At 34.7% G+C, this 12,959-nt stretch carries 10 protein-coding genes; 9 read left to right on the top strand and 1 reads right to left on the bottom strand.

Annotated elements, in window-relative coordinates:
• The first annotated feature begins 3 nt into the window (after positions 1–3).
• Genes metG through CAV_RS02445 form a run of 4 tightly spaced genes read left to right on the top strand, consistent with a single transcriptional unit; the run spans position 4 to position 5,123 of the window.
• Positions 4–1,884 carry a methionine--tRNA ligase gene (gene metG / locus CAV_RS02460; RefSeq protein ID WP_094324935.1) on the top strand — a complete coding sequence of 627 codons (1,881 nt, stop codon included), beginning with the start codon at positions 4–6 and terminating at the stop codon, positions 1,882–1,884.
• Complete coding sequence (locus tag CAV_RS02455) at positions 1,884–2,819, top strand: hypothetical protein (protein ID WP_094324934.1); 936 nt, start codon at positions 1,884–1,886, stop codon at positions 2,817–2,819. The genes metG and CAV_RS02455 overlap by 1 nt, the downstream gene beginning before the upstream one ends.
• The gene (locus CAV_RS02450) at positions 2,820–4,130 is read left to right on the top strand and encodes a glycosyltransferase family 8 protein (RefSeq protein ID WP_094324933.1); all 1,311 of its coding nucleotides are present in this window, start codon (positions 2,820–2,822) and stop codon (positions 4,128–4,130) included.
• Entirely contained in the window at positions 4,131–5,123 is a 993-nt protein-coding gene (locus tag CAV_RS02445) for a glycosyltransferase family 8 protein (protein ID WP_094324932.1), read from the top strand.
• Between the two features lie 2 nt (positions 5,124–5,125).
• Here CAV_RS02445 and CAV_RS02440 read toward each other — a convergent pair whose 3' ends face one another.
• The gene (locus CAV_RS02440) at positions 5,126–5,590 is read right to left on the bottom strand and encodes a methylated-DNA--[protein]-cysteine S-methyltransferase (RefSeq protein WP_094324931.1); all 465 of its coding nucleotides are present in this window, start codon (positions 5,588–5,590) and stop codon (positions 5,126–5,128) included.
• Positions 5,591–5,647: 57 nt separating this feature from the next.
• Between CAV_RS02440 and CAV_RS02435 the strand changes: the two genes are divergently transcribed.
• Genes CAV_RS02435 through trmA form a run of 5 tightly spaced genes read left to right on the top strand, consistent with a single transcriptional unit; the run spans position 5,648 to position 12,958 of the window.
• Positions 5,648–8,194 (top strand): bifunctional aconitate hydratase 2/2-methylisocitrate dehydratase, encoded by a 2,547-nt coding sequence (locus CAV_RS02435; RefSeq protein ID WP_094324930.1) that lies wholly within the window; start codon positions 5,648–5,650, stop codon positions 8,192–8,194.
• Positions 8,195–8,249: 55 nt separating this feature from the next.
• Complete coding sequence (locus CAV_RS02430) at positions 8,250–9,461, top strand: ankyrin repeat domain-containing protein (protein ID WP_094752797.1); 1,212 nt, start codon at positions 8,250–8,252, stop codon at positions 9,459–9,461.
• A complete protein-coding gene (locus CAV_RS02425; RefSeq protein ID WP_094324928.1) occupies positions 9,458–10,210 on the top strand; it encodes an SDR family NAD(P)-dependent oxidoreductase in 753 nt (250 codons plus the stop codon). The genes CAV_RS02430 and CAV_RS02425 overlap by 4 nt, the downstream gene beginning before the upstream one ends.
• Positions 10,207–11,931 (top strand): Na+/H+ antiporter NhaC family protein, encoded by a 1,725-nt coding sequence (locus tag CAV_RS02420; protein WP_094324927.1) that lies wholly within the window; start codon positions 10,207–10,209, stop codon positions 11,929–11,931. Before CAV_RS02425 ends, CAV_RS02420 begins: the two co-directional genes overlap by 4 nt.
• Positions 11,921–12,958: a tRNA (uridine(54)-C5)-methyltransferase TrmA gene (trmA, locus tag CAV_RS02415; protein ID WP_094324926.1), complete on the top strand. Its 1,038-nt coding sequence runs from the start codon at positions 11,921–11,923 to the stop codon at positions 12,956–12,958. The genes CAV_RS02420 and trmA overlap by 11 nt, the downstream gene beginning before the upstream one ends.
• The last annotated feature ends 1 nt before the right edge of the window (position 12,959 follow it).

The raw sequence follows: 12,959 nt of genomic DNA, 5'->3' as shown, positions 1-12,959 counted from the left end.
AAAATGCGCTATATAACAACACCTATTTATTATGTAAATGATGTACCTCACTTAGGACACGCTTATACAACTATCATAGCTGATTTTCTAGCTAGACTTTACAGGCTTAGAGGGCATAAAACCCTGCTAGTAACGGGAACAGATGAGCATGGACAAAAGATAGAACAAGCCGCAAGTGCTAGAAATTTCACGCCTAAAGAGTATGCAGATAAGATTTCAAAGGAATTTAAAAATCTTTGGGATAAGCTTGATATAAACTACGACATCTACGCAAGAACCACTGATGAAAGGCATATCAAAACAGTGCAAGCTATGTTTTTAAAGATGTGGCAAAAGGGCGATATTTATAAGGGCGAGTACGAGGGGTATTACTGCGTATCTTGCGAGACCTTTTTTACAAAAACTCAACTAAAAGAGAACGAATGCTGTGCTGATTGCGGTAAAAAAACTAGCATAGTAAAGGAAGAGAGTTATTTTTTTAAGCTATCAAAATATCAGGATAAAATTTTAAAATGGTATGAAGAAAAAGAGCCAATTTTACCAAAAAACAAAACAAATGAGCTAATAAATTTTGTAAAAGAGGGCTTAAAAGACTTAAGTATCACTAGGACCAGCTTTGATTGGGGTATAAAAATTCCAAAAGAACTTAAGGATGAAAAGCATATCATTTATGTTTGGCTTGATGCACTTTTTACCTATGTAAGCGTGCTTGATTACCTAGAAAAAGGGCAAAATTACGACTTTTGGCCTGCACATCTTCATCTAGTGGGTAAAGATATACTGAAATTTCACGCCATTTTTTGGCCTGCTTTTTTGATGAGCGTTGATATGCCACTGCCTAGATACATAGGTGCTCATGGCTGGTGGACTAGAGAGGGCGAGAAAATGAGCAAGTCAAAGGGCAATGTCATAAAGCCTATGGATATAGTAAATGCTTATGGGCTTGATTCTTTTAGGTATTTTCTTTTAAGAGAGGTTCCTTTTGGAAATGACGGAGATTTTAGCGAAGCGATTTTCATAAACAGAAATAACGCAGAACTTTGCAATGAGCTTGGAAATTTGCTAAACCGTATCATCGGTATGAGTGCAAAATACAGCAACAACATGCTTGAGAGCAAAGACATCAAGCAGCATTTTGAAAAAGAACTTAAGCAAAGCAAGGACTTTATAGACAATGCCTTGAAATTTTGCGAAAGCTTACAGCTTAACAGATACTTAGAAGAGCTTTTTAAAGCCTTGGCTGTGGCAAATTTAAGCATAAGCAAGTATGAGCCTTGGAATTTGGTAAAAAACGGAGACTTAGACAAGGCAAAAGCCTTAATTAGCCTCTGTGCTAATATCTTGGCCAAAGTAGCCCTACTTTTAAGCCCTGTTATGCCAAGCTCTATGCAAAAGCTTTCAAAGGCCTTAAACTACGAGCTAAACACGCAAAATTATAAAAAACTTATAGAAGAGGATGAGCTTTTAAATTTTAACTTAAGTCCTTGCGAGAATTTATTCAACAAGATAGAAAAACCTCTCTTAGAGCCTGTAAATTTAGAAGTCAAAAAAGAGGAAAAAAAGATAAAGATAGATGAGTTTTCTAAGATAGAAATAAAAATAGCCACCGTGCTTGAGTGCGAAAACATAGAAGGCAGCGAAAAGCTTTTAAAATTCAAGCTTGATTTAGGAGATGGTGATATAAGGCAAATACTTTCTGGCATAGCTAAATTCTATAAGGCAAATGAGCTTGTAGGAAAGCAAGTTTGCGTTTTAAGCAATCTTAAAAAGGCTAAAATTTTTGGCCATGAAAGCGATGGTATGATTTTATCTGCAAAAAGTGGAGATAAGCTAGTATTACTTAGTCCAAATGACTTGGTAAAAAACGGCTCCTTGGTAGGCTGATGAATATTAGCAATCTAATAGAACTAACAAGGGCTGTTGTGCTAAATGAGGGCTCGATTTCAAGCGTTTCATCTTTTGCACTCTCTTTAAAAGAGCTAAGCAAGGCCTGTGCATTTTTCTCAAATGATGAGCTTGAAATACAGCTTGCCTTGCAAAAAGGTGCCTTTGTTATCATCAGCGAAAATGATGTAAAAATCACAGATAAGGATGTGTTTTTTTTAAAAGTAGATGAGATAAAATTAGCTGTGCTAAGAATTTTAAGATTTATCAGCGAGGAAAAGGGCTTAAATTTTATACTGTGTTCTAAAATGGAATTAAATTTATGCCCTGCTTTTTCGCTAAATTACTTGCATGGCGATATTTTTTTGGATTTTCAAACCATAATGAAAGCTAGAAATGATAGCTTTATTTACTGCGATGATGAGTTGTATTTGCTTAAACTATGTGCATCTTATGAGGTTTTAAGACAAGCTACTTACAAAATGATTGAGCAGGGTTCTGTTTTTTTTACGAGCTTGCTTTGCGAGGGCTTGTATTTTAAAAATCTTCATTTTCCATTTATACTAGCCCAAAATTTCGCAAATATAGCCTCCAAACTCATACAAAACAAACAAGAAGTAGTTTTTAAAGCATCTTATTTGAATTTTTTTAAAATTTTCTTTATAGATGATGAATTTAAACTTTGTAAATTTGGAACTAGCAACAAAGCACTTATAGTGGTCTTTAATGAACTTGATTTTGAGTTTTTTAAAGAGGGCTTTAAATGCGTTAGCGGTTTTAAAAGCGCACTTAAGAATTCTTTGTTTTGTGATTTTTCATATTCTAAGATAGAGGATTTAAAGTATTTAGACTTTAGGTATTGCTTGCTTATGCAGGATTTAGACGAGCTTTTAGAGTGCTTGGTGCAAAATAAAACACAAGAGGCATTGTTTTAGATGTTTCATATAGTATTTTGTGCGAACGAAACTTACATAAAATTCGCAGCAGCTATGATTAACAACATTGTCTTAAAAACAAATACCAAGCTTGCTTTTTCTCATTTCCTAAAAGATAGCAAGGAAGAAGAAGGCTATGTTTTTCATATCTTAAGTGATGAGTTATCAAAAACTTGCTTGGAAAAATTAGACTTATTACAAAAAGAACTAAGCAAAATTTACCCCTTGCAGATAAAAAGCTACTCAGTTCCTTGCGATGAATTTGGTGCAAATTTAGCTTACAAGGGAACTTATGTAGCAAATTTAATCCTAAAAGCACCCTCAATCTTAGATAAAAATATAAACAAAGTTTTATATTTAGACCTTGATATGCTGGTTTTGTGTGATATAAGAGAAATTTTTGCCATAGATTTAAAGGATAATTATGTAGCCGTGGCGCAAAATCACACACATTTTGGCTCTTGGTTTAACACAGGCTTTGTTCTTATGAATTTAGAAAAATGGCGAGAGCATGATTTGGAGCAAAAATGTATAAAATATATACAAGAATACAACCCGGTTTTACCTGACCAAAGTGCTATAAATGTGTGCGTGGAAGATAAAAAGCTTATCTTAAGCTCGGTTTATAATTTTTATCCGCACAACAAATACTACAAAAAAGACTTTTTTAATGATGAGCTAACACAAATGAACGCTACGAAAAATGCCATTTTGCTACGAGGTGCTAAGATAGTGCATTTCTTGCAGTGTCCAAAGCCTTGGAACAGTGCCTTTTTAAAATCCTATAAAAATCAGCTTTGCCTTTCGATTTTTAGGCAACCTTGGTGGAATTTAGCCCTTAAAACACCTGTATTTAAACAAGAATTAGAGGCTATATACAAAACTCTTAAAAATAACGAAAGCGAGGATCTAGCCCTTTACTTAAGCATAGAACTTGAAGCACTTTGGCAAGAAATACAAAGCAGGCAAGCAGCCCTAGAAGAAAGAGTGAAAAACTCTCTTGAGTATAGATTAGGCGTTGCTTTAATCAAGGCTTCAAAGAAAAAATTTGGCTATTTGTTCTTGCCATTTAAATTTTTATACATCTACCTAAGCGTTAAATTTGAGGAAAAACTTTATAAAATCATCTCAAGGCATAATCCAAATTTAAACCTGCAAGAACTTGACAGCTATAAAAATGATGTAAGCATAGAAAATATGAAAAGACACCTATCCTACAGATACGGCTCTTGCATAGTAAAAAATTTAAAATCTTTTAAAGGCTTATTTAAACTAGCCTCTGAGCTAAGGCAAATAAAAAAGGAATTTTAAGTGAAAAATATAATGTTTTGTGCGGATGAAAACTACATAAAATTCACCTGTGTTTTAATATACAGCATAGTTTTAAATAGTAACGAAAAACATAATTTTGTTTTTCATATCTTAAGCGATACCTTAAGCGATGAGACAAAAGATAAGATAAAACTATTTGCAAAGGAATTAAATTTAGATATAAAAATTTATGAAATAAGCGATTTAGACTTTCAAGCCGCTGAGGTAAAACTTAGAAATTCGCTCCTTACATATTTTCGCTTTAAAATACCTTCTATTTTAGATACAAACATCGATAAATGTTTATATCTAGATACTGACATGCTTTGCTTGTGTGATATAAATGAACTTTTCAACTTAAATTTAAATGAACAATTAGCAGCTGTGAGCAGAGATATTTTTCCTAAAGATAAAAAAATACTTTATAAAAATACAAATACCCCCCCCCCATCTAATATCTTCAATCTAAGCAAAGCCTTAGAACTTCATAAAGAATTGTATTTTAACGCCGGTCTTTTATTAATAAATCTTAAAAAATTTAGAGAAAATGAAATAGAACAAAAATGCTTTTATATACTAAATAATTACACAAACTACTATGTAGACCAAGATATACTAAATTCATTGCTTCAAAAAGAATGCCTGTATATTGATTTTGCTTACAATGCCATGATAGCAACTTATAAAGAACATTTTAAACCTAAATTTTTTAAAGATGAAAAGCAAGACTGCGATTTATATACTAGCAAAGATGAGTATAAAAAAGCTATGAAAAATCCTAAAATAATCCATTATACATCATATAAACCATGGCTAAAACAGAAAAAATTTAATTTTTACTACACTATATCTAAGTTTTTGCCATTTTTAAGGCTACATAAAGGCATAAATGCTAATTACAAAATAGCAAAATCACATAAATTATGGTGGAATATAGCTCTAAAAACTCCGGTCTTTAAAGATGAGCTAAAAAAGATGTTTTATAAAAAATAAATTTAAGCCCTTAAACTAGCTAAATTTACTCCTTCTAAGTCTAGTAAAAACCTCTTTATATGAAGTCCGCCGCTGTATCCACCAAGTGAGTTGCTAGCAACAACCCTATGACAAGGAATGAAAATAGGAAGCTTGTTTTTGGCATTTGCGTTGCCAACAGCTCTAAAGGCTTTGTCTCTACCGATATCTTGTGCTATTTGCTTATAGCTTTTAACCGTGCCGTAAGGAATGTTTAATAAAGCCTTATAAACTGAATTTTCAAAAATAGTTGAGTTTATATCAAGTTCTACGCTAAATTTCTTTAATTTTTTAGCAAAATATAAATCAAGCTCATAGCTAGCATGTTCTAAAATTTCACAAGACTTCTCACTTAAGGCCTCATCTTCAAAATCAACTTTTACAAGCTTTTGGCCGTCACTGTGTAAAGAAAGGTAACAAAAAGGTGCTTTATAGTAAATTTTAAACATTTTTTATCCTTTTAGTAGTTACAATTAAGAAAAAATATTATACCGCAAGGAGATACGATGTCTTTTAAAGAAGAATACCAAAAATTAGTTGATGAAAGGGCAGCACAAAATATACCACCTTTACCATTAAATGCCGAGCAAACAAAAGAATTATGCGAGTTGTTAAAAGATAGCGATGATAAAGACTTAGTACTTTTACTAGAAGAAAGAGTAAGCCCGGGCGTTGATGATGCGGCCTTAGTTAAATGCGAATTCTTAGACAAGATACTAAAAGATGAGATAAAAAGCAAACTTATAGACAAGAAAAAAGCTTTAGCTATGCTTGAAACTATGCTAGGTGGTTACAATGTAAAAGTTTTAATAGACGCATTAAAACGAAAAGATACAGCAAAAGATGCCGCAAATGTGCTTAAAAACATCATCTTTGTGCATGATAATTTCAACGAGATAGAAAAATTAGCCCAAAGTGATGAAAATGCTAAAGAAATTTTAAAAAGCTGGGCTGAGGCTGAATGGTTTGTGAAAAAAGAAAAACTACCAGAGATCATAAAATGTATAGTCTTTAAGGTAGCTGGAGAGACAAATACTGATGATTTAAGTCCTGCAGGAGACGCTTTTACAAGAAGCGATATACCTTTACACGCAAATGCTATGCTAAAGGTAAGACAACCGGGCTCTTTAGAAAAGATAAAAGAGCTTAAAAAAAGCGGTAGAGAGGTGGTCTATGTAGGCGATGTTGTAGGCACAGGCTCAAGTAGAAAATCAGCCATAAATTCTATACAGTGGCACCTAGGAAAGGATATAAAAGGTGTGCCAAACAAAAGAACAGGTGGCATAGTAATGGGCTCAACCATAGCTCCAATCTTTTTTAACACAGCACAAGATAGCGGAGCACTACCTATAGTCTGCGATGTAAGTAAGCTTGAAATGGGAGATGAGTTTGAAATTCACACCTACAAAGGAGAGATAGTTAAAAATGGCGAGGTCATAGCTACATTTAAATTAAGCCCAAACACCATACTAGACGAGGTTAGAGCAGGAGGAAGAATTCCACTCATCATAGGCAGAGGACTCTGTGCTAAGGCTAGAGACGCTCTTAAAATGGGAGCTGAAGATATATTTATCAAGCCAAAACAGCCAGAAAGCGGTAGCGGAGGCTATACTCTAGCTCAAAAAATGCTTGGTCGTGCTTGTGGGGTAGATGGGGTTAGACCGGGTATGTATATAGAGCCTAGAACCCTTACCGTTGGCTCACAAGATACAACAGGACCTATGACAAGAGATGAGATAAAAGAATTAGCCTCACTTGGTTTTAATGCTGACTTTGTTATGCAAAGCTTTTGCCACACGGCAGCTTATCCTAAGGTAAGTGATTCAAATTTACATCAAACCTTGCCTTCATTTATCACAAGTAGAGGTGGGGTTAGCCTTAAGCCAGGCGATGGGGTAATCCACTCTTGGCTAAACCGCTTTGTTTTACCTGATACAGTTGGAACAGGTGGGGATTCTCACACAAGATTTCCTATAGGTATATCCTTTCCTGCGGGCTCTGGGCTTGTAGCCTTTGCTGCAGTTACAGGCTCTATGCCTTTGAATGTACCTGAGAGCGTTTTAGTAAGATTTAAAGGAGAGCTTCAACCCGGAGTAACCCTAAGAGACTTGGTAAATGCCATACCTTACTACGCCATAAAAGACGGACAATTAACAGTTGAGAAAAAAGGTAAGAAAAATATCTTTGCGGGTAAAATTTTAGAGATAGAGGGCTTACCAAATTTAAAAGTAGAACAAGCCTTTGAATTAAGCGATGCTAGTGCTGAAAGAAGTGCGGCTGCTTGTAGCGTGGATTTAAGCATAGAAAGCGTTAGCGAATACATAAAATCAAACATATCATTAATAGAAGCTATGATAGAAGCAGGCTATGAGGATAAAGAAACTCTAGCTAGAAGAGCTGATAAAATGAGAGAGTGGCTTAAAAATCCTACTCTCTTAAGGGCTGATAAGGACGCTAAATACGCTTATGTGCTTGAGATAGACTTAAATGAGATAAAAGAGCCGATACTAGCTTGTCCAAACGATCCTGATGATGTGGCTACCTTAAGTGAAATTTTAGCAGACGAAAAAAGAGCTAAAAATATAGATGAGGTGTTTATAGGATCTTGTATGACAAATATAGGGCATTACAGAGCCTTAGGCGAGATCTTAAAAGATAAGGGCATGCTAAAAACTAGACTTTGGATAGCACCTCCTACAAAGATGGATAAGGCTCAGCTAACAAGTGAGGGCTATTACGGGGTATTTGGTGCTGCTGGTGCTAGGATAGAAGTTCCGGGCTGTTCTTTGTGTATGGGAAATCAAGCTAGAGTAAATGACGGAGCTGTGGTATTTTCGACCTCAACTAGAAATTTTGACAACAGAATGGGTATGGGAGCTAAGGTATATCTAGGAAGTGCAGAGCTTGGTGCAGTTTGTGCCATACTTGGAAAACTGCCAAGTCCTAAGGAATACCTAGAAATCGTAAATGATAAGCTAGATGATGCTAAAAAGGCTAATATCTATAAGTATTTAAATTTCAATGAGATTAAAGAATTTAAATTAGCAAATTAAAATTTCTTTTACCCCGTTTTGGCTAAAATGGGGTAAAAAATTCTAAGGACTATATTTGAAATTTTTACTTTTACTTTTTTTTGCTGTGTTTTCATCCTTTGCAAATGAAGCTTGTAGCTACATCAAAACTTATAATTTAAAGCAAAATAACGACAAAGAAAATCTAGCAAAAGCCCTAGAAACTTGCTCTTTATCCCTACAAAATCAAGACTTTTCTAAGAAAATATATGAGTTATCAAACAAGATAAGAGGCTCAAATTTAGCCTGTGGTGGACTTTCATACATAGATAAATTAAGAGCCTTTCAAGTAAAACTTGCCCTTTTAATGCTAAATCCTAAAGAATACGCAAAACAAACAGATACAAAAAGAGATGAGCTTTTAAAAAGATATTTTAGATATTGGGCTTATCAAAGCATGGGTAACTACAAACTTTACACTGAATTTTGGAACGAATTTAAACAAATTTTAAATCCTCTTAAAAAATACGCCTCGCAAAATGGCTTAAATTCAAGCGAAAGCGAGCTTTTTTCGCTAGCAGCGGCTAATGAATTTTTATATTGGGCTGTTGGTGAGACGAAAATTTTTACAGATTTGGACGAATTTTCACTTTTTATACTGAACCCGCAAAATGACGCAACTCAAATAAAAGCTTACATATACACCAAACAACCAAATAAAGAAGAACTTATACAAGCACTTCACACCGCCTTGCTTGCCAAAAAACCTAGCTCTGTTATAAAGGTGTTCTTAGACCTTGGCTTAAACTTAAACGAAGGCTATGAAAGTGCCTTATTTTACGCACTGCAAAGCTATGATAATGTCAAATTTTTACTTCAAAATAACGCTAATGTAAATTATGCAAATTCCTTTGGCAAAACCGCCCTTTTTTACGCTATAGAATTTAACGAAAAAAACATAGTAAAACTACTCATAGAAAATAAAGCAAATGTAAATGCTAAATACATTTCAAATAACGAAAAATTAGCCATCATAAACAACATCGGAGGAAACAACCCCTACTATATAACCTTTTGTGCCTTAGAACATACTTCAAAGTCTGTTTTAATGCACGCAGCCTCTTACGCTGACGTTGAAATGTTAAAAATTCTTGTAGAAAATGGGGCGAATTTACACGATGTAGATGATTTGGGCTTTAATGCCCTTGACTTTGCCTTAAGTGCTAAAAAAATGGACAATGCTAAGTATTTGCAGTCTTTAGGACTTAAGGCTAATGAAAACTTATATTATGGAGGCTCTTTAGAATGAAAATAGCTTTAATAACAGGTGCTAGTTCTGGCTTTGGAGAGGCTTGTGCTAGGGCTTTAGCAAAAGAAAATTTTAAGATAGTAGCTGTAGCTAGGAGAAAAGAAAGGCTAGAAAAATTAGCTAATGAATTTAAGGGACAAATTTACACCTTAGAGCTTGATGTAAGAAAGCAAGATGAGGTTTTTAAAAGCATAGAGGCTTTGCCAAGCGAATTTAAAGACATTTCAGTACTTATAAATAACGCTGGTCTTGCACTAGGACAAGATGAATTTGATAAAATGAGCATAGATGATATAAATACTATGGTAGATACAAACATAAAGGGCTTTTTGTACATAGCAAAAGCTGTTATACCTATACTTAGAAAGCAAAAAAGTGCTAATATCTTTAATCTAAGCTCGGTAGCTGCTAGAAATCCTTATTTTGGAGGTAATGTGTATTGTGGCACCAAGGCTTTTGTATCGCAATTTTCACTAGCCCTAAGAAATGATTTAAGAGGAAGCAATGTAAAAGTTACCACCATAGCACCCGGACTTTGCAAGACTGAATTTAGCGAGGTGAGATTTAAGGGCGATAAACAAAAGGCCGATTCTGTTTATGAGGATACTAAATTCTTAAGTGCGGATGATATAGCAAAGGTTATTTTAAGTGTCTTAGCCTTGCCTGAGCATATCAATATAAACGAATTAGAACTTATGCCTGTTACTCAAACTTGGGCTGGTTTTCACATCGAAAAGACTAATATATGAAAATTATATCTATCTTAATCTTTTTATCTAGCTTTTCCCTTGCTAATGAGGCTGATTTTAACGCCTCTTACTACGGCATTTTAACACTTTTGCCGCCCTTTTTGGCCATAGTTTTAGCCTTTGTAACAAAAGATGTTATATTTTCGCTTTTTGTAGGAGCATTAAGTGGAACCTTTATGCTTGCATTTTCTGAAAGCTCAAGCATCATAGCATCAATCATCCCTGCGTTTATATCTTACATAGATAGGGTTTTAAACTCTATGACAAACAACTCAAATGCAGGTATCATCATGCAAGTTTTAACCATAGGAGGACTAATAGCTCTTATAACCAAAAACGGAGGCACAAAGGCTGTCGCTCTTTGGTTTGCTAAAAAGGCGAAAGACGCTAAAAATTCGCAGTTTGCTACCTGGTGCATGGGTTTATTTATCTTTTTTGATGATTATGCAAATTCTCTTATCATAGGACCTGTTATGAGGCCAATCAGTGATAAATTTAGAATTAGCAGGGAAAAATTAGCCTTTATCATAGACTCAACCGCAGCTCCTGTTACTGGACTTGCCATAATCTCTACTTGGATAGGGCTTGAAATTTCGCTCATTCATACTGGGTATGACCTTGTAGATCCTGCTGTTTTTGCTAGTTTACACATAGCAAGAGATGATATAAATGCCTTTGAAATCTTTGTGCAAACCATACCGTACCGCTTTTACAACCTTTTCATCCTCATCTTTGTGCTTTTAACCATATACATGGGTAAAGAATTTGGCCCTATGCTAAAGGCTGAAAAAAGAGCTCGTGCTGGAGAGATAGCCAAAGAACATTTGGTAGAAAGCGGAGGGCTTGAGGATGAAATTTTAGAACCTGATGAAAATACCAAGCTAAAAGCTTCTAATGCCATCTTGCCATTACTAACGCTTATAATCTTTGCGATTTTAAGCTTTTATTACAGCGGATACAATGCTATAAAAGATGAGGGCTTAAAAGCTATGATAGATGAGAGCCCTTTAAGCTTTTTTGCCTTAAGAACTTGCTTTGCAGAAGCAAATTCATCAACTGCCCTTTTTCAATCAGCCGTCATAGCTAGTATCTTGGCAATAATTCTTGGAATTTATAGAAAGACTTTCACCCTAAGAACCGCCATCAGCACCTGGCTTAGGGGTTGGAAGACCATGATTAGCACGGTTGCCATTTTACTTTGTGCTTGGTCCTTATCAAGCGTTATAAAAGACCTTGGAACTTCTAAGTATTTAATAGAAATTTTAACGGACACTACGCCTTTATTTTTACTGCCAACAGTCATATTTTTATTTGCATCGCTTATTTCTTTTTCCACAGGCACAAGCTACGGCACCATGGGAATTTTAATGCCTCTTGCCATACCGCTTGCTATGGGCATAGGAGTGCATAATGGGCTAAGTGGTGATGAACTTCATCACTATATGGTTATAAATATAGCCACGGTTTTAACAGGAGCAGTCTTTGGAGACCACTGCTCGCCAATTTCTGATACAACCATACTTGCTTCTATGGGTAGCAAATGCTCTTTACTAGCTCATGTAAATACTCAAATGCCTTACGCGCTCTCTATCTGTGCTGTGAGCATACTTTGTGGCTATTTACCTATCACCTTGGGCTTAAATGTTTATCTTTGCTTAGGGCTTGGAGTTGTGGCTATGATTATCTTACTTGCTTTAGTGGGTAAAAAAGTTGAATCTTGATGAAAAAAGCTCTTATTTAAAGGAGCTTTTCAAGGATTTTACCTTTGACTTCGTAAGCTTTGCTTCAAACACGAAGTCTTACAGGAACAAGCTTGAGCTTGCTATCTTTCATCAAGATGATGAAATTCACTACGCTATGTTTGAGGGCAAAAAAAAGTATATAGTAAAAGAATGCAAGATAGCAAATGAAAAGATACAAGATTTGATGCCCCTTGTCTTAAAGGCTTTAAACTCAAACAAAGCCTTAAAAGAAAGGCTTTTTGGAGTGGAGTTTTTAAGCACGAAGCTTGATATGAGCCTTACTTTGCTTTATCACAAGGACATAGAGCAAATCAAAACAGAACTAAATAAATTTAGCGAAAGCTTAAATTTAAAACTCATAGCAAGAAGCAGGGGCAAAAAGCTAGTTTTTAAAGATGAAATTTTAAAACAAGAGCTAGAAATTTATAATAAAAAATATCATTATGTATATACTAATGAGTGCTTTTGTCAAGCAAATACTTATATAAATGAAAAGATGATAGAATGGCTTTTAAAAGAGCTAAAAGATGAGAAAAAAAGAGATCTCTTAGAGCTTTACTGCGGGTATGGGAATTTTACCCTGCCCCTATCTTTTATCTTTGAAAGGGTAGTAGCAACCGAGCTATCCAAAAAAAATATAGAATTCGCACTTAAAAACTGCGAGTTAAATGGTGTTAAAAATATCAAATTCTTAAGGCTTTCAAGTGAGGATTTTTCAAAGGCTATAAAAAAAGAAAGAGAATTTTTTAGGCTAAGAGATGTAAATTTAGATGAGTTTTATTTTTCTCATATCCTGCTTGATCCACCAAGGGCTGGGCTTAGCAAAGAGGTTGTAACTTTAGCTAAAAACTATGAAAATATCATCTATATATCTTGCAATCCGCAAAGTTTAAGGCAAAATTTAGAGCATTTAAAAGAATATGAGCTTAAAAAACTAGCACTTTTTGATCAATTCGTAGATACAAAGCACATAGAGTGCATAGCCATACTAAAAAGAAAGGTTTAAG

It is taken from the genome of Campylobacter avium LMG 24591 (assembly GCF_002238335.1).
Taxonomy (GTDB): domain Bacteria; phylum Campylobacterota; class Campylobacteria; order Campylobacterales; family Campylobacteraceae; genus Campylobacter_D; species Campylobacter_D avium.
The sequence above is the reverse complement of the archived record's forward strand: the minus strand, read 5'-3'. Positions and strand labels throughout refer to the sequence as shown.

Excerpts from the sequence above, each read along its gene's own strand:
- metG (WP_094324935.1), top strand. The coding sequence starts at position 4 with ATGCGCTATATAACAACACCTATTTATTATGTAAATGATGTACCTCAC.
- CAV_RS02455 (WP_094324934.1), top strand. The coding sequence starts at position 1,884 with ATGAATATTAGCAATCTAATAGAACTAACAAGGGCTGTTGTGCTAAAT.
- CAV_RS02450 (WP_094324933.1), top strand. The coding sequence starts at position 2,820 with ATGTTTCATATAGTATTTTGTGCGAACGAAACTTACATAAAATTCGCA.
- CAV_RS02440 (WP_094324931.1), bottom strand. The coding sequence starts at position 5,590 with ATGTTTAAAATTTACTATAAAGCACCTTTTTGTTACCTTTCTTTACAC.
- CAV_RS02435 (WP_094324930.1), top strand. The coding sequence starts at position 5,648 with ATGTCTTTTAAAGAAGAATACCAAAAATTAGTTGATGAAAGGGCAGCA.
- CAV_RS02425 (WP_094324928.1), top strand. The coding sequence starts at position 9,458 with ATGAAAATAGCTTTAATAACAGGTGCTAGTTCTGGCTTTGGAGAGGCT.
- CAV_RS02420 (WP_094324927.1), top strand. The coding sequence starts at position 10,207 with ATGAAAATTATATCTATCTTAATCTTTTTATCTAGCTTTTCCCTTGCT.